Genomic DNA, 17,226 nt, shown 5'->3' with positions numbered 1-17,226 from the left:
ATTGGCCCCCCACCCGCCGGCAGGGGTAAAACGGGGAATCGCCGTGTTGCGGCGCAGGAAGGCTATTCCGTACGCGTTCCTTAACATGGCGATTCATATCATTTGTAACTTCTCTGTCGAAGGTGCAGTACGCAATGACGGTTGCCGCTGAATTCAAGATCGAATACCTGCAGTACCTGGATACGGACGGCACGCTCGTCCGCGATGACCTGCCCGCGTCGCTGCGCGACCCCAAGGTCCTGGTGCCGCTGTTCAAGCAGATGCTGTTCGTACGTACGTTCGACAGCAAATCCATCGCGCTGCAGCGCACCGGCAAGCTCGGCACCTATGCTGCCTGCCTGGGCCATGAAGCCGCGCACGTGGGTATCGGCGCTGCGATGCAGAAGGACGACGTGTTCGCACCGTCCTACCGCGAGTATGGCGCGATGTTCATGCGCGGCGTGCGCCCGCACGACGTGCTGATGTACTGGGGCGGCGACGAGCGCGGCAACGACTACGGCGGCAACGCGGCCAAGGACTTCCCGTTCTGCGTGCCGATTTCCACCCAGTGCCTGCATGCCGCAGGCGCGGCGCTGAAGTTCAAGCTCAAAAAGGAACCGCAGATCGCGGTGGCCGTATGTGGCGACGGCGGCAGCTCCAAGACCGACTTCTACGCGGCCCTGAATTCGGCCGGCGCCTACAAGCTGCCGCTGATCCTGTGCATCGTCAACAACGGCTGGGCCATCTCGGTTCCGCGTTCGGCCCAGACCGGTGCCGAAACGCTGGCGCAGAAGGGCCTGGCCGGCGGCCTGCACTGCCTGCAGGTGGACGGCAACGACCTGATCGCAGTGCTGGCGGCAATGGAGCAGGCACGCGAACGTGCGCTGGCCGGCAACGGTGGCACCGTGCTGGAACTGATGACCTACCGCCTGTCCGACCACACCACCGCCGATGACGCGCGCCGCTACCGCGACGACGCCGAAGTGAAGGATGCCTGGCAGCGCGAGCCGATGCTGCGCCTGCGCAAGTACCTGATCAACGCCGGTGTGTGGAGCGAAGAAGAGGAAACTGCTTGGGTCGCCGAATGCGGCACGCGCGTGGACGAGGAAGTGAACCTGTACCTCAACACGCCGGTGCAGCCGGTCGAGGCGATGTTCGATTTCCTCTACGCCGATCCGCCGCAGGACCTGCTGGCCCAGCGTGCCCAGGCGATCGCCTTGGAGCAGCGCCATGGATGAGATCAAGAACGGCGCGCCCGGCGCGCACACCAACGCCGCCGACAGCGCCGCCGTCGCGCGCGGAGAAGAGAGCATGACCACCACCCCCATCACCCTGATCGAAGCCATCACCCAGGCACTGGCCTGGGAGCTGGAGCACGACCCGTCGGTGCTGGTGCTGGGCGAGGACGTGGGCGTCAACGGCGGTGTGTTCCGCGCCACCGCCGGCCTGCAGCAGCGCTTCGGCTCCGAACGCATCCTCGACACCCCGCTGGATGAAACCACCATCGCCGGCCTGACCATCGGCTTGGCCGCGCAGGGCATGAAGCCGGTGGCCGAGGCCCAGTTCGACGGCTTCATGTACCCGATGGTCGACCATATCGTCTGCCACGCCGCACGCCTGCGTTACCGCACGCGTGGCCGCCTGCACTGCCCGATGGTGCTGCGCGTGCCGTGGGGCGGTGGCATCCGCGCGCCGGAACATCACAGCGAAGCCAACGAGGCGATCTTCACCAACGTGCCGGGCCTGCGCGTGGTGCTGCCGTCGTCGCCGCAGCGTGCCTATGGCCTGCTGCTGGCCGCGATCCGCGAACCGGATCCGGTGATCTACATGGAGCCCAAGCGCATCTACCGCCAGTACAAGGAAGTGGTCGTCAACGACGGCGAAGCCTTGCCGCTGGACGTCTGCTTCGTGCTGCGCGACGGCACCGACGTGACCCTGGTGACCTGGGGCGCGCAGGTGAAGGAAGCGCTGGAAGCGGCCGACAAGCTGGCCGGTGAAGGCATCAGTGCCGAAGTCATCGACGTGGCCACGCTGCGTCCGCTGGACTTCGCCACCATCGCCGAATCGGTGGCCAAGACCGGCCGCTGCGTGATCGTGCAGGAGGCCCCGAAGACCGCGGGCTTCGGCGCCGAGATCGCTGCGCGCCTGGCCGAGGAATCGATCTACGACCTGCTGGCCCCGGTCGAGCGCGTTACTGGCTACGACACCCACATTCCGCTGTTCCGCCTGGAAATGAAGTACCTGCCGAGCGTTGAGCGGATCGTGGCTGCGGCCAAGCGCGCGGTGGCGGCCGGCTGACATGCGGGCCCGCCTTCTGGGGGCTTACCGCAGCCAGTATCCCAACCCGCTCCGGTTCCACACCGGCCAGATCGTCGAAGTAGGTGTCCGTGACGAGGAATGGCCGGCGTTTGCCTGGGTACGCACCAACGATGGGCGCGCTGGATGGGCGCCCATCGCCTGGTTGCAGCTGCTGGACGAGGGTCGCGCCGAAGCGCTGTGCGACTACGACGCCCGCGAGCTGGATGTGGAAAGCGGCGAGATGGTGAAGCTTCATCACGAACACGGCGGGTGGTGGTGGTCCGAGCGCGCCAATGGCGCGACGGGTTGGCTGCCGGCCCGCGAACTGGAACTGCTGGAAGAGAACTGCAAATGAGCCAGACCAAGAACTTCAACCTGCCCGACCTGGGCGAAGGCCTGCCGGACGCGACCATCGTCGAGTGGTTCGTCAAGGAAGGCGATGTGATCAAGCTGGACGAGCCGCTGGTCTCGATGGAGACCGCCAAGGCCGTCGTCGAGGTGCCGTCGCCGTTCTCCGGCAAGGTGCTGAAGCTGTCCGGCGCCGCCGGCGATATCATCCCGACCGGTTCGGTGCTGGCCAGCTTCGAGCTGGACCCGAACCTGCCGCAGCGCGCCGATGGCCAGGACACCGGCCACAGCCACGGCCATGCCGCACCTGCCGCAGCACCGACCCCGCCGCCGCTGCCGGCCGCTGCCGCACCGGTGGCCGCCGAAGCCGCCAAGCCCGCCGCCGCCGAACGTGATGACGCCGGTACCGTGGTCGGCGCGATGCAGAGCTCCAATGCCGTGCACGCCGAGCAGGCGCTCGCCGTCGGTGGCGTCAAGGCCGTGCCGGCCGTGCGTGCCACCGCGCGCAAGCTGGGCGTGGACCTGTCCCGCGTACGCGCCACCGGCGCCGATGGCGCGGTGACCATGGCCGACGTCAAGCAGGCCGCCGCCAACGGCACCGCCAAGATCGGCGCCGCTCCGGCCCCGGCCGCTGCCGCCGCCTATGCCGCGCCGGCCCCGGCGCAGGTGTCTGCCCCGGTGCAGAGCGAAGCCCGCACCCCGCTGTCCGCCGCCGGCAAGCCGATGCGCACCCAGCCGCCGGGCGTGGTCGCCAAGGGCCAGCCGGAACCGCTGAAGGGCGTTCGCCGCAACATGGCGCGCGTGATGGCCGATGCGCACAGCAAGGTCGTGCCGACCACGCTGAACGACGATGCCGACATCCACGCCTGGCTGCCGGGCAACGACGTCACCGCGCGCCTGGTGCGTTCGATCGTGGTCGCCGCGCAGAAGGTGCCGGCGATGAACGCCTGGTTCGACGGTGAAGCGCTGACCCGCACCCTGCACGCGCAGGTGGACATCGGCATCGCCGTGGACACCGACGACGGCCTGTTCGTGCCAGCACTGCGCAACGCCGACATGCTCGACGCACGCGGCATCCGTGAAGGCGTCAACCGCCTGCGCGAGCAGGTCGAATCGCGTTCGATCGCCGCCTCGGAACTGAGCGGCTACACCATCTCGTTGTCCAATTTCGGCATGTTCGCCGGCCGCTACGCGACCCCGGTCGTGGTGCCGCCGTGCGTGGCCATCGTCGGTGCCGGCCGTGCCCGCCACCAGATGACCCCGGTGATGGGCGGCGTGGAAGCGCACAAGGTGATCCCGCTGTCGGTCACCTTCGACCACCGCGCGGCTACCGGTGGTGAAGCGGCCCGCTTCCTGCGCGCGATGATGGACGACCTGGCCCTGGCCAGCTGATCGGCCACCTTATCGGTGGGTGCCAACCTTGGTTGGCACATGAATTGGAGAAACGCCGGGCAATGCCCGGCGTTTTTTTGTGCCTGCTCCGTCGCACCCCATCTACGCATGGACGTGGATCTACTGGGCTCTCCGACGGTCGGGCGAGAGCGCAAGGGGGCATTTTGAGAATAGTTGCATGGATTCCCAAGAGTAGCTCGATAGCATTGAGCCTCTCTGCAGACGTCGAATTTCCATGTTCGAGACACCACCCACACTCGAAGAAATCCGGAACAAGGTTGATGATTTTTTCCGCGCCTCCCCGTTCAGCACACTGCTGCCGAGAGATGAGGATCCATCGAGCACGAGTTGGGTTCTGGACATCATCTTCCTGCGTTGGCTCTCCCGAAATAGCGCGTTCCTTGACGCATCTGTCGGATCTGCGGTGGCGGCCGCTCTTTCGCCGGAAGATGCCTTGGCATGCATCGAAGCTGCTTTTCAGGACGAAATCCCCGGCGCGGCGTTCGACCCGGAACTGCTGGAGTTTACCGTTCGCTACTTCTGCAAACGCGCACCCTATTCCTCGGATTTCTTCTCCCTTTTTCTGCAAAGCGAAATGCCTTCACCGGACGCCATGTGGGACAAGCAGGAGCAGGTTTACGCGATTATCGATTCTCGTCTGCAGTCATGGCGCAATGGCGAGCCCATCGTCCGGGCACTCATCGCCAAAACCGATCAACAAGGAGACGCCGAACCGGCTACGCCGCTGGACGCTGACGTCTGGATCTCAACGCTGGCAACGCTATCGGATGCTGCAGTCACCCACGAAGGCTGCTGTGCATACGCCGACCACTTCTACAGGCCACTGACGAAACCACCGTCAGTAGAAGTCGTCCTGGCAGTCATGAGGGAATTTCTTCGCGACCCACCACATGATGCGTCGATCATGACTGCAACGGACAACTTCCTTTCGGATATTCCGTTCTCCCGCTACATCAAAGCCTATTCCATCCTCGCACCTGAACTGCTGGGCCGTTCTTCAGATGCCGCGCTCAATCTGTTTGATTATCCAGGTTGTGAACTGACGCCCCGTCAGATACGGCAGTTCATCAAGGAACTCAGGCGGTGCAATCCCGGCCGCGATGTGGTCGGAGAGCTGGCCCAGCTGGCCATTGAGCGGGATTCGGAAGACGACGAGACATTCTCAATCGTCATCGAAGCAGCGCAGAAGCAAGGGTAGGTCCAGGAGCCAGCAAGTGCCGGCCCCCTCCCTTGATCAGTTCCGCGCGACCATGCCCTCGGCGCGGCTATAGACACGCAGGCGATGGCCATCCGGATCGGCACCGACGAAGGTGTGGCCGAATTCCAGGGTCACCGGTGCCTGCAGAATCCACACGCCGAGCCCGCGCCACGCATCGTGCATCTGCTGCACGGCCTCCGGGTTGGCGACCACCATCGCCAGTTCGGCGGCACCGGCCTGCGCAGACACAGGTGGCTGCACGTCGTCGCGTTGCCACAGGCCCAGTGCGGCGCCATCGCCGAGCAGGAACAGGGCGAAACCGGGCGACTGCTCGACCGGTGGCTTGCCGAGAATCCCACTGTAGAAGGTGGCGCTGGTGGCGACGTCGCGCACGTACTGCAGCAGGGTGCTGGGCGTGAACATGGGGAAGCTCCGTTGTTGGGAGCAATCATGGTGGTACGGCCCTGCTGACAGATTCTGTCAGTAGCGTCGAGCGTGATCGACTGCTGTTGCCCCGGCCCTGATAGATGTCGAGCTTGCTCGACTGCTGTTGCCGTTGCTCTGGTAGATGTCGAGCTTGCTCGACTGCTGTTCGCGAAGATCAAAGGCGGTCGAGCAAGCTCGACCTCTACCAGGAGCGAAGAGCGAAGGCCGCCGTCCCCAGGAGCCGGAAGCGATGCACGGAAGCAGTCGAGCACGCTCGACCCTACGAACGGTCCAGCCAGTCCGGTGCGATGCCCTGTGCCTTCTGCCAGCGCCGCAGCAGGGTGGCGCGCGGCACGAGGTAGCGATCCTCCAGCACGCGCACCTGGCGGATGCGGTCCAGCCGGAAATGGCGGAAGTCCTCGCGGCCTTCGCACCACGCCGCCAGCATCGGCACTTCATCGAAGTAGCCCAGTGCGAACGGCCAGACAATGCGCTCGCTGCGCTGGCCCTGTGCATCCTGGTAGCCGAACTTCAGGCGCTGCTGCGACCCCACAGCCTCACGCACGGCCTGCAGGCGTGCCGCCGGCACCTTGGCTGCCGCACGCGAGGGACCCACGCGCAGGCCGCTGTCACGCAGCGCTTCGCGCCGTGCTGCAGGCAATACATGCGCAATGCGGGCCAAGGCATCGCGTGCGGCCTCGGCCAACGCGGGTTCGGTGCGGGCCGCAACCCAGCGCAGGCCCAGCACCAGTGCATCGATCTCTGCGGGTGGCAGGGTCATCGGCGGCAGGGTATCGCTAGGTGCCAGCTGGTAGCCGACGCCAGCCTCACCACGCAGGTCGGCGCCTTGCTCGCGCAGGGTCTCGATATCGCGGTACAGCCTTCGCAAGCTGATGCCCAGCGCTTCGGCCAGCACCTGCCCGGCCACCGGCCGTCGATGGCGGCGCAGCAGCTGTTGAAGCTGGGTCAGGCGCAGCGCACGCGACATCAGCCGACCAGCGCGCTCGATGCCACCACATGCTCACCCGGTTGCGGGGCCAGCGCGGCCTCGACCAGTGCCTTCGCGATTTCGCTGGCCGGGTTGATCCGCCACGCCCGTGGCAGCAGCGGCCCCAATGCCCCCAACACCGTCAGCGCCAGGCGCTCGCCACGTCGCACCTCGGTGCGCTCGCCGCCGATCAGCCCGGGGCGGACCAGGGTCAACGAGTTGAAGCCCAGCGCGCGCAGGTCATGCTCCAGCTCGCCCTTCACCCGGCTGTAGAAGATCGACGACTGCGGGTTGGCGCCGGCTGCGGAATTCAGCACATAGGTCTGCGCATCCTGCGCCTGCGCCAGGCGGGCGAACGCCAGCGGGTAGTCATGGTCGATACGGTGGAAGGCCTCGCGGCTGCCGGCTTGGGCAATGGTGCTGCCGAGCGCGCAGATGACCGCGTCCACGCGCGTCCACTCGGGCGAGGCAGGCAGCGCATCGAAGGCCAGCACCGGGTTCTCCTGCTTGGCGTGGGCCACAGCCAACGGGCGGCGGGTCGGCGCGATCACGGCGCTGCAGCGCGGGTCGTCCAGCAGCCTGGACAGGGTCAGCCCACCGACCAGCCCGGTCGCCCCCAGCAACATCACGCGCATCACCACCTCCACTGCGGCATCCTGTCGCCCATCCTAGCCGTTCAAGCCGTCGGCGGCCGCGCCGATATGCTGGAACCAGTCCCTGCCAGCCCCAGGATTTGCTCCATGACGGACCAGCCCGACCACCGCCCTGCCCCCGGTACCGCCCTTGGGCCGCCGGCACGCGTGCGCGCGGTGGTGGACGATGGGCTGGGCGACCGCGTGGTGCTGCAGGGTGGCGGTGGCGTGGCCCTGCAGCAGCTGTTCGCCGGGGCCGACGCACCGGAGCCGCTGCTGGCCGCATTCGCCAATGGCATGGCCACCCTGCCCGGCGAACTGGGCGACATGGGCGACCGCCTGCAGTCGGCGCAGGCCAGCGCCGATTGGCCGCGCTATGGGCGCGCGATGCGGCAGCTGATCGACAAGTACATCCGCACCATCGAACAGCATTCGCCGGATGGGCAGCCGGAAAGCCTGCGCTTGTCCGAGCAGCTGCGGCTGCTGCTGGGCGGCGCGGTGGTGGCCCTGCTGCAACACGACCCCGATCTGCGCGAACAGGCACAGGCATTGGCCATGCACCTGCGCCAGTGGCAACCGGGTACGGCGCTGGAACCGATCGAACAGGGCGTGCGCGAGCTCGGCCACCAGGTCGGCGTGCGTGCCGAGAGCTGGCAGGAGCAGCAGGCGTTGCTGCTGGAACTGTTTGCGTTGCTGCTGGAGAACGTGAGCGAGCTGCTGGATGACCGCAGCTGGCTGCAGGGCCAGATCGCCGCGGTACGCCAGCTGCTGGACGGGCCGTTGGAAGCTGAGGCGGTCGAGCGCACCCGCGCCGAGCTGCGCGAAGTGATCTACAAGCAGGGGCTGCTGCGCCAGGGCATCGACGATTCGAAGGCTGCGATGCGCGGGCTGATGGGCGAGTTCATCGAGCGCATGGACGGCATGGCCACCAGCACCGGCGAATACCACGACCGCATCGGCAGCTACGCGCTGCAGCTGCGCGAGGCACGCAGCATCGCCGACCTCAACCAACTGCTGCAGGACGTGATGCGCGACACCGGCAAGGTGCAGCAGCAGGCCGCGCAGGCGCGCGATCACCTGGCCAACGCGCGCCAGGAAGTGGAACGTGCAGAGCAACGCATTGCCGAGCTGGAGCAGGAACTGCGGGCCGCTGGTGACCTGGCGCGCATCGATCCACTGACTCAGGCGCTGAACCGACGCGGCCTGGACGAACTGCTGCAACGCGAGCTGGCCCGCGCCGCACGCAACAACTCGCCGCTGGGCGTGGCGGTGATCGATCTGGATGATTTCCACCAGACCAACGATGCACATGGCCATGCCGGTGGCGATGCACTGCTGCAGCACCTGGTGGCCGTCTGCAAGCTGCTGCTGCGCGCCACCGATGGCATCGCGCGACTGGGTGGCGACGAGTTCGTGCTGGTGCTGCCGGAGACCCAGGGTGCCGACAGCATGGCCACCGTGCAACGCCTGCAGCGTTCACTGGCGCACCGCGTGTTGACCGTGCAGGACCGGCGCGTGCCGGTGCATTTCAGTGCCGGGCTGGCGCAATGGCAGCCCGGCGACGATACCGAGACCCTGCTGCGGCGCGCCGATGACGCGCTGTATGCGGCCAAGCGGCAGGGCAAGAACCGGGTGCAGGCGGGTTGATCGTCCGGCCCACCGCAAACCGCTTCGGTAGGTGGCAACCTTGGTTGGCACACGCCGGAACAAAGCGCCGACCAAGGTCGGCCTCTACCAACGCAAGGGACAGCGCTTTGGTAGGTGCCAACCTTGGTTGGCACACGCGGAAACAAAGCGCCGACCAAGGTCGGCCTCTACCGGGCAATGGGCCGCCGCTTACTTACCGCGCAGCTTCTGGAACCCGGTCACCGCCGCCAGCACGATGGCGCCGGCGATGATGCCCACCACCATGTTGGCCGCAGCGCTGATCAGCCAGCCCCACTGCCCTTCGCCACCCAGTGCCTGCACCGCGTGGTGCAGTGCCGGCACGTTGTGCACCAGGATGCCGCCGCCGACCAGGAACATGGCGATGGTGCCGGCCACCGACAGGAACTTCATCAGCCACGGCGCCGAGGCCACCAGGCCGCGACCGAAGGCGGCCACAGCCCCACCCTTGCGCGACAGGTACAGGCCGACGTCATCAAGCTTCACGATGCCCGCGACCAGCCCATAGACGAAGACCGTCATCGCCAGTGCAACCACGGCCAGGGTGACCACCTGGTTGGTGAACGGTGCGGTGGCGACCACGCCCAGGGTCAACACGATGATCTCGGCCGAGAGGATGAAGTCGGTGCGGATCGCGCCTTTTACCTTGTCCTTCTCCCACGCAACCATGTCCACCTGGGTATCGGCCAGCGCCTTGCGCCGCTCGGCCTGATGCTCGGCATCGTCGTCAGCCGAATGCAGGAAGCGATGCGCCAGCTTCTCCACGCCCTCGAAGCAGAGGAAGGCACCGCCGATCATCATCAATGGCACGATCAGCGGCACGTTCCAGCCACGGCTGTGCAGCCACGCCTCCAGTGCACTGATCGCCAGCGCCGCCGGTACCAGGATCACCTTGTTGACCAGCGAGCCCTTGGCCACCGCCCACACCACCGGCAGTTCACGGTTGGCGTTGACCCCGGTCACCTGCTGCGCGTTCAGCGCCAGGTCGTCGCCCAGCACGCCGGCGGTCTTCTTTGCCGCGACCTTGGTCAGGACCGAGACGTCGTCCAGCAGGGTGGCGATATCGTCGAGCAGGGCGAACAGGCTGGCACCGGCCATGGGGCGTCCAAGTGAGGGAATGAGCGGATTCTGACCGATACCGGGGCAGCTGCGGAAGCGGTCGGATTCACCGCGTGCCTACCGCCCCCCGGCGACACTGCGTAATCCGGACATTGCCGGCCAGCGGCCGGCACTACCTGTATCCGTCGCATGGGAGTGTCGCTTGAGCAATCCGCCCACCGCCAATGGCAATCCCCCGCTGGTCAAAGGCATGAACCGGCGCAGCCAGATCCTGCGCCTGCTGATGCGCTACCGCCATTCGGGCGTGTTCTCGGGCATGAACCTGGACGCCGCCAGCAACCAGGCCGACGTGCCCGCCGATGGCAACCCGGAACAGTTCGTCAGCGACCTGGAAGCGCTGGGACCGACCTTCGTCAAACTAGGCCAGATGCTGTCCACCCGCCCGGACATGGTGCCGGTGGAGTTCGCCACGGCGCTGGAGCGCATGCAGGAAAAGGTGGCCGAGATTCCGGTCGAGCGCATCCATGCCATCGTCGAACAGGAGCTGGGCGCGCCGGTGAACAAGCTGTTCGCCGCGTTCGATCCCGAGCCATTGGGCTGTGCCTCGATCGCGCAGGTGCATCGCGCGGTGCTGCACGATGGCCGCCAGGTGGCGGTGAAGGTGCAGAAACCCGAGGTCGCCGCGCAGCTGCGCTCGGACCTGGAGGCACTGCGCAGCTTCGCGCTGGCCGCCGACCACCTGACCCAGGTGGGCCGTCGGGTGCGCCTGCGCGACTGGCTCAACGAGTTCGCCAAGACCCTGATGCAGGAGCTGGACTACCACGCCGAGGCCGAGAACCTGGCCCGTTTCGGCCGGCACCTGAAGCCGTTCCGCCGCCTGTGGATTCCGCAGCCGCTGTGGGACTACAGCAGCCAGCGCGTGCTGACCATGGAACTGGCCACCGGCGTGCGCGTGGATGCGATTCCCGATGTGCGCCGCACCGAGCAATCGATGGATCCTCTGGCGGCGGCGCTGATCCGCGGCTACCTGGACCAGATCTTCGTGCATGGCGAGATCCATGCCGACCCGCACCCCGGCAACCTGCGGGTGATGCCCGATGGACGGCTGGCGATCTTCGACCTGGGCATGGTCGCGCACATGCCACCGCGCCTGCGCGAGCGCCTGCTGAAGATCCTGTTCGCCGCGGTCGATGGCCGTGGCGAAGAAGTAGCCGACGACCTGATCAGCATCAGCACGCGGCTGGAGGCGTTCGACGAGGAGCGCTACCTGCGCGAGACCGGCCAGCTGATCGCGCGCTACGCCGCCAGTGGCAGCTTCTCGGAAGGCCGCGTGGTGCTGGACCTGGTGCGCATCGCCACCGCCTGCGGCCTGCGCACGCCGCCGGAACTGAGCCTGCTGGGCAAGGCCCTGCTCAATCTGGAAACCGTGTGCCGGCTGCTGGCACCCGAGCTGGAAACCCGCCGCATCGTTGAGCGCCAGCTGCAGCACGTGATGCGTGCGCGCCTGAAGAAATCGCTGTCTGCCGCCAACCTCGCCAGCGAGGCGATGGAACTGCAGCAGCTGCTGCGCGATGGGCCGCGCAAGCTGTCGGACATCATGGCGCTGCTGGCCGAGAACCGCCTGCAGATGAAGGTGACCGGCCTGGAAGAATCGCGGTTGATGGAGAACCTGCAGAAGATCGCCAACCGCGTGGCTGCCGGCATCATCAGTGCCGCATTGATCATGGCTGCGGCGATGATGATGAAGATCGACACCGGCTGGCACCTGTTCGGCTACCCGCTCATTGCGCTGATTCTGCTGTTCATCGGCGTGGTTCTCGGCCTTGGCATCGTGACCAGTGCATTGCTGTTCGACCGTCGTGCGCGGGCACGCGAAGAACGCGGGCATCGCTAGCGCATCAGCGAAAACCGCCGTATTCATGCGGTTTTTAATGCAATCCAACGAAGCCCTTCACGCTCGTTTTACCTTCTGAGCGCGATTGCGCGCGTGTTATTTCAACAAACATTTCAGTCAGGTTCGTGCATGCACTATCGGGTCATCGGCCTGTCATGTGCATGTGCTTGTGGCAGCGTCGGTCGGATGGACACGCGTCGGTACGACGTCCATCACCACCACCCCGTCACTGCCGAAGCTGCCTATGCTCTGGATACTGCTGCTGTCGTTGTTGCTGCTGTGCTGGTTGTTCCTCGCGTCCGACAAGTGGGTGTGGTGGAAGGCTGGTGCGTTCTCGCTGCTGCTGCTCATGCTCAGCGCGTGGTGGCTGATCGACAAGCTGTCCGGTGATGGGCTCAATGCCGCCACCCTGTACCACCTGGGCGCCGACATGGAAGGCGCCGGTGTCTCCGACTTCAAGGGCTATATCGCCGGCTTCATCGTGCTGGCGCTGGTCTCGCTGCTGCCGCTGTTCGCCACGCGGGTGAAGCGCTGGCGCCGGCCCGGCCATGGTGGCGCATTGTTCGCCGGTTTCGCGGCCGTATGGGTGGCCACGATCATGATCAGCCCGCTGGCCCGCGACGGCCAGCGCCTGTACCAGCAGCTGCGCCCGGTCGACTTCGCCCGCATCGCCCCCGAGTACCAGGTGCCGACGCAGCCGCTGCAGCGCCCGCGCAACATCGTCTGGATCTACGGCGAGAGCCTGGAACGTACCTACCTGGACGAGGCCGTGTTTCCCGGCCTGATGCCCAACCTCAACCGCCTGGCGTCCGAGTCACTGGACGTGCGCAACCTGGCCTCGGCCGAGGGCAGCGGCTGGACCATCGCCGGCCTGGTCTCGTCGATGTGCGGCGTGCCGCTGACCACTTCGCAGGGCGATGAGAACAGCATGGACCGCATGGGCAGCTTCCTGCCCAAGGCCGTGTGCCTGGGCGATTACCTGAAGCAGCAGGGCTATACCAACCACTATCTGGGCGGTGCCAACGGCCAGTTCGCCGGCAAGGGCCAGTTCCTGGCCAGCCACGGTTTCGATGAAGTGCATGACCTGGCGTGGTTCAAGCAGCAGAAGAAGATCGGCCGCATCCACTACTCGGCCTGGGGCGTGCACGATGACGTGCTGCTGGATACCGCCTACCAGCGCTTCGAGCAGCTCTCGCGCGCCGGTTCGCCGTTCATGCTGACCACGCTGACCATGGACACCCACCACCCGGCGGGTCACCTGCCGGTGTCGTGCAAGGGCGAGCGCTACCAGAGCCAGTACGGCAACATCAACATGCTCAACGCGCTCAAGTGCAGCGACCGGCTGATCTCGCAGCTGGTGCAGCGCATCCAGGCCAGCCCGTACGGCAAGGACACGCTGATCGTGATCGCCTCCGACCACCTGGCGATGCCCAACGATCTGACCCACATCCTGACCCGGCAGAAGCGCGAGAACCTGCTGCTGTTCCTGGGGGATGGCATTGCCCCGCAGCAGCTCAGCGCCGACGCCGGCACCACCCTGGATTCGGGTGCGACCCTGCTCAGCCTGCTGGACCCGAACCTGAAGACGATGGGCTTCGGCCGTTCGCTGATCGACGGCCAGCGCGCGCCCAGCGCCAGCGTGGCCACCCAGCGCGATGGTGGCCGTGACTATCCACAGTATCTGGCCTTCGCGCGTTCACTGTGGCTGGGCGAACCAACCCGCGAGCTGAAGATCGATGGCGATGACCAGGTGGTGGTCGGCCTGCAGCACGTGCAGCCACCGGTGTTGCTGGAGTACGACAAGGACTGGAGTCTGAAGTCCGTGTACCTGGAAAACACCTCACGCCAGTTCGACGATGCCAACCCGGACAACACCCTGGCCTACGTCGACCGCTGCACCGCGTTCGAGGACGGCTCGGCCGACGGTGACTGGTGCGCCCTGCTGGTCAACCGCGACAACGGCATCAAGCTGTACCGCGACAACGACCTGCGTGGCGGCATCGCGGTGGATGCACCGCTGGACGCGTTCCAAGGCCCGCGCCCGAGCGTGCGCCAGGCGCACATGATCACCCAGAAGGGTCGTCGTACCCGTGCCGGCCAGTACATGCTGCAGCTGGTGGCGAGCACGCGCCCGGATCGCGGCTTCTGGATCGAGGCGGTGTCCTCGCAGCGCAAGGTGGTACTGGCGCAGCAGTGGGTGCAGCCCGATGCCAACGGCAAGATCAACGTGTCGTTCGGGCTGGACCACGAAGTGGATGATCTGGAGATCCGCGCGTGGTTGAACCACGCCGAGAAGCTGGCGGTGGATACGTTCGCACTGGTGCCCTCGCGCAGCCGACCACGGGGGTAAGGGGTTTCTTTGCAGGGCTGCGCCCTGCACCTGCCGAAGCAACAGCAACAGCAACGGCAACAGCGTGCATTCCGTGGTTTGGCGGGGTGGGTCCGGTTGCGGGGGACGCTGCAAGTACATCCATGTAAGCTCGGTCGCCGCATCCATGCGGCTCACGCCCCCGCAACCGGACCCACCCCGCCTTCGACAGTTTGCTGCGGTCTGTTGGACATGCCGATGGGGTCAGATCCGTTTTCCGGAGGAAAACGGATCTGACCCCAGATTGATTTCGATATCTGACAGAAGTGTCGACCAAGGTCGACACCCACTGACAGCCGCAGGAATCTGTCAGAGGTGGGGCGGTGTCGGAGTGCGGGGTGTCAGCCGCATGGATGCGGCTGCCAAGCCTCCATGGACGGATTTACGGCGTCCCCGCACTCCGACACCGCCCCGCCAAACCACGGAATGCATGCTGTTGCTGTTGCTCTTGCGGTTGACGTTGATTCAGCGGGTGCAGGGCGCAGCCCTGCAGAACACCCCCTACTCCTGCGGATCGCGGGTGATGTGGATGTCGGTCGGGGTCGACAGCGGAATGTTCCGCTCCGCCAGGATCTGCAGCAGGCTGAAGTACAGATCGCTGCGGGTCGCATACACCTGCCGCGGGCTGGCCACGTACGCGAAGCTGTTGATGGTGATCTGACCACCGGCAATGCTGTCGATGTAGACCGTCGGGGCCGGCTGCTTCAGCACGTTGGTGTGCGCGGTGTACGCATCCAGCAGCGCCTGACGCAGGCTGCCGACATCGGTACTTGGCGGCACCGCGAACTGGATCTGGATGCGGCCCTGGTTGTTGCCCATCGTCATGTTGCGCACGGTCTTGGTGACCAGCTCGGAGTTGGGCACGATCAGGGTGGACTTGTCGCCCACCTGGATCTCGGTCGAGCGCAGGCTGATGCGGCGGATGTCGCCCTCTTGGTCGCCCAGCTTCACCCAGTCGCCGATCTTCACCGGACGCTCGGCCAGCAGGATCAGGCCGGAGACGAAGTTCTGTGTGATCACCTGCAGGCCGAAACCAATACCCACTGACAACGCACTGACGAGCAGCGCCAGCTTGGTCAGCTCCAGCCCCATCGCCGTCAACGCCCAGATCACGGCGAGGATGATGCCGACGTAGCGGGCGACGGTACTGACCGAGTTGCGCGCCCCCAGGTCCAGTTCGGTCTTGGGCAGGTAGGTATCGGTCAGCCAGCGCTGCACCAGCTGGGTGATCGCCAGGCCGGCCAGGAGCACCACAACCGCCAGCACGATCTGCATCGGCTTCAGGGTGGTTCCGCCCAACGGAATGCCCGTGGTGAGCAGCGAAGTGAATCGCTCCACCACCGCACCGATGTTGCCGAACGGCGCCACCAGGGCAAGCAGCGTGAGCAGCACGACCACGGTACGCAGCGCCGCCGACAGCAGCACGCCGGCCTGCTCCAGCCGCGACACGCTCAGGCCGGTACTGAGCAGGATGGTCTGACCCACCTTGCTGTCGGCGTTGAGCATCCACGTGCTCAGGTCATCGACGAATTTGAACAGCAGGGTCGCCGCCAGCACCACGATGCTGCCGCCGATCAGCTGCTGGTTCACAAACTTGGCGAAGTTCAGATACCCCAGCAGGGTGGCGATGATGGCCGCTACTACCGCGACGTTGCCCGCCACGCGTGCCAATACCAGCCAGCTGCTGCGGCGCACCGGTGTGGCCGCGCCCACGCCATCGGCCTGCGCCTCCAGCTTGGCTTCGGCCTCGGCGGTCTGCCGCCGATGCAGGCGCGCCAGGGTCACCAGCATGGCCATGATCAGGCCCAGGTAAGTCAGCGCAATCAGGCCATCCAGCGCCACCGTGGTGACGTCGCTGGTACGCGTGGCCTGATCGAGGGCCACCAGCACCGTGCTCAGCCAGGCCAGCGCCGCCGCGCCCCACGCGTACTTGCGCAGCTTGAGCGCGGCGGTGTCATCCAGATTCAGCAACCGCCACGACGGCCGCTTGGGAACCAGCATGCAGGCGCTGAGTGCAGCGATGAAGGCGGCGCGGAAGGTCGCGGTTTCCAACCCATCGGCCACCACCTGCAGGCGCGGCGCGATGGCATCGATCGCATCAAGCGCTGCCATCAGTACAACCACGGCATAGCCGGGCAGCAGTGTCCCCACCAGCAGCAGCCACATGGCCAGGCCGGAACGGCGCAGGCGACCGTCCGGCGCGCGCTCGGACTCCGCAAAGCGCCGCCCCAGCCTGCGCAGCCACAGCCGCAGCGGGAACATCATCACCAGCGCGGCCACCAGGCCCAGCAACGGCGTGCCCCAGCCATTGGCCCGGACGCCAGCGACAAACGTATCGCGCCCCTGCTCGGCCAACGGCGCGACGCGTGCGATATCGATCGGCAGGCGTTCGGCCACCTTGCTCCACAGTGCTGGAGACAACGGCGAGGCGACCTTCTTCCCCATGTCTTCGGCGCGTTGCGCAGTGCGCTGCTGGTCGATGTCGGCTGCCAGCTGCTGGGCACGCACGGCACTGGTCTTGGCCTGCGCTAAGGACGCGGCCAGGCCGTCGCGCTGCTTGTTGATGGTGCGCCGTTGTGCCGCCAGTTCAGGCGGCTCGGTGGTGCCTTCGGCAGGTGTGCCCAGCTGCGCCAGTTGTTCGTCGAGGCGAACCAGCTGTGGCTGCAGCTCCTTTTCCAGTGCCTCAGCATCCCGCCGCGCCTGCGAGGCATTCTCGGACAGCATCGCCAGCGTCTCGATGGCGGCCGCATCACCACGCTTGCGGTCGACTTCCTTCAGCTTCGCATCGATATCTGCCAGCTGCTGCTTCGGCGTGGGCTCATCATCCTGTGCCAGCACCGGCGCGGACAGCAGGAGGGCAGTGCACAGCATCAGGACCCACCAGGGCCCCCGTGCACGGATCGATCGCAGGAAAGAAGACAAGCCAGCCACACCGGTTCGCGCGGACCACCGCGCCTG

At 66.3% G+C, this 17,226-nt stretch carries 12 protein-coding genes and 1 pseudogene; 8 read left to right on the top strand and 5 right to left on the bottom strand.

The window, feature by feature from the left end; translation table 11 throughout:
- Window positions 1-134 precede the first annotated feature (134 nt).
- The 5 genes from pdhA (at window position 135) to V3B48_RS18450 (ending at window position 5,236) form a co-directional block, all read left to right on the top strand.
- Window positions 135-1,217: a pyruvate dehydrogenase (acetyl-transferring) E1 component subunit alpha gene (pdhA, locus tag V3B48_RS18470; RefSeq protein WP_329894196.1), complete on the top strand. Its 1,083-nt coding sequence runs from the start codon at window positions 135-137 to the stop codon at window positions 1,215-1,217.
- Window positions 1,210-2,277: an alpha-ketoacid dehydrogenase subunit beta gene (locus V3B48_RS18465; RefSeq protein WP_019338598.1), complete on the top strand. Its 1,068-nt coding sequence runs from the start codon at window positions 1,210-1,212 to the stop codon at window positions 2,275-2,277. Before pdhA ends, V3B48_RS18465 begins: the two co-directional genes overlap by 8 nt.
- Before the next feature lies 1 nt (window position 2,278).
- A complete protein-coding gene (locus tag V3B48_RS18460; RefSeq protein WP_005411349.1) occupies window positions 2,279-2,632 on the top strand; it encodes an SH3 domain-containing protein in 354 nt (117 codons plus the stop codon).
- Window positions 2,629-4,017, top strand: a complete 1,389-nt coding sequence (locus tag V3B48_RS18455) for a dihydrolipoamide acetyltransferase family protein (protein WP_329894195.1) — start codon at window positions 2,629-2,631, stop codon at window positions 4,015-4,017. The genes V3B48_RS18460 and V3B48_RS18455 overlap by 4 nt, the downstream gene beginning before the upstream one ends.
- 235 nt (window positions 4,018-4,252) lie before the next feature.
- A complete protein-coding gene (locus V3B48_RS18450) occupies window positions 4,253-5,236 on the top strand; it encodes a hypothetical protein (protein WP_285301779.1) in 984 nt (327 codons plus the stop codon).
- 36 nt (window positions 5,237-5,272) lie between these two features.
- Here V3B48_RS18450 and V3B48_RS18445 read toward each other — a convergent pair whose 3' ends face one another.
- The 3 genes from V3B48_RS18445 to V3B48_RS18435 all read right to left on the bottom strand — a co-directional run bounded on the left by V3B48_RS18445 (window position 5,273) and on the right by V3B48_RS18435 (window position 7,285).
- Complete coding sequence (locus V3B48_RS18445) at window positions 5,273-5,659, bottom strand: VOC family protein (protein WP_285301780.1); 387 nt, start codon at window positions 5,657-5,659, stop codon at window positions 5,273-5,275.
- 283 nt (window positions 5,660-5,942) lie between these two features.
- The gene (locus V3B48_RS18440) at window positions 5,943-6,650 is read right to left on the bottom strand and encodes a YafY family protein (RefSeq protein ID WP_329894194.1); all 708 of its coding nucleotides are present in this window, start codon (window positions 6,648-6,650) and stop codon (window positions 5,943-5,945) included.
- Window positions 6,650-7,285: an NAD-dependent dehydratase gene (locus tag V3B48_RS18435; protein WP_121504487.1), complete on the bottom strand. Its 636-nt coding sequence runs from the start codon at window positions 7,283-7,285 to the stop codon at window positions 6,650-6,652. The genes V3B48_RS18440 and V3B48_RS18435 overlap by 1 nt, the downstream gene beginning before the upstream one ends.
- A gap of 105 nt (window positions 7,286-7,390) precedes the next feature.
- On the opposite strand from V3B48_RS18435, the gene V3B48_RS18430 reads away from it, so the two are divergent.
- Complete coding sequence (locus V3B48_RS18430; protein ID WP_014648695.1) at window positions 7,391-8,929, top strand: GGDEF domain-containing protein; 1,539 nt, start codon at window positions 7,391-7,393, stop codon at window positions 8,927-8,929.
- 189 nt (window positions 8,930-9,118) lie between these two features.
- Here the strand turns inward: V3B48_RS18430 and V3B48_RS18425 are convergent, their stop codons facing one another.
- Window positions 9,119-10,045, bottom strand: a complete 927-nt coding sequence (locus V3B48_RS18425) for a DUF808 domain-containing protein (RefSeq protein WP_253146074.1) — start codon at window positions 10,043-10,045, stop codon at window positions 9,119-9,121.
- Between the two features lie 199 nt (window positions 10,046-10,244).
- Here V3B48_RS18425 and V3B48_RS18420 point away from each other — a divergent pair.
- Together V3B48_RS18420 and V3B48_RS18415 are read left to right on the top strand one after the other, a co-directional pair.
- A pseudogene (locus tag V3B48_RS18420) lies at window positions 10,245-11,900 on the top strand (AarF/UbiB family protein); the annotation flags it as partial.
- A 244-nt stretch (window positions 11,901-12,144) separates the two neighbouring features.
- Complete coding sequence (locus V3B48_RS18415) at window positions 12,145-14,250, top strand: phosphoglycerol transferase I (protein ID WP_285301783.1); 2,106 nt, start codon at window positions 12,145-12,147, stop codon at window positions 14,248-14,250.
- A gap of 519 nt (window positions 14,251-14,769) precedes the next feature.
- On the opposite strand, the gene V3B48_RS18410 is transcribed toward V3B48_RS18415, so the two are convergent.
- Window positions 14,770-17,139 (bottom strand): DUF3772 domain-containing protein, encoded by a 2,370-nt coding sequence (locus V3B48_RS18410; protein ID WP_329894193.1) that lies wholly within the window; start codon window positions 17,137-17,139, stop codon window positions 14,770-14,772.
- Window positions 17,140-17,226 lie beyond the last annotated feature (87 nt).

The organism is Stenotrophomonas sp. SMYL20 (assembly GCF_036320045.1).
Classification (GTDB): Bacteria; Pseudomonadota; Gammaproteobacteria; order Xanthomonadales; family Xanthomonadaceae; genus Stenotrophomonas; species Stenotrophomonas maltophilia_A.
The sequence above is the reverse complement of the archived record's forward strand: the minus strand, read 5'-3'. Positions and strand labels throughout refer to the sequence as shown.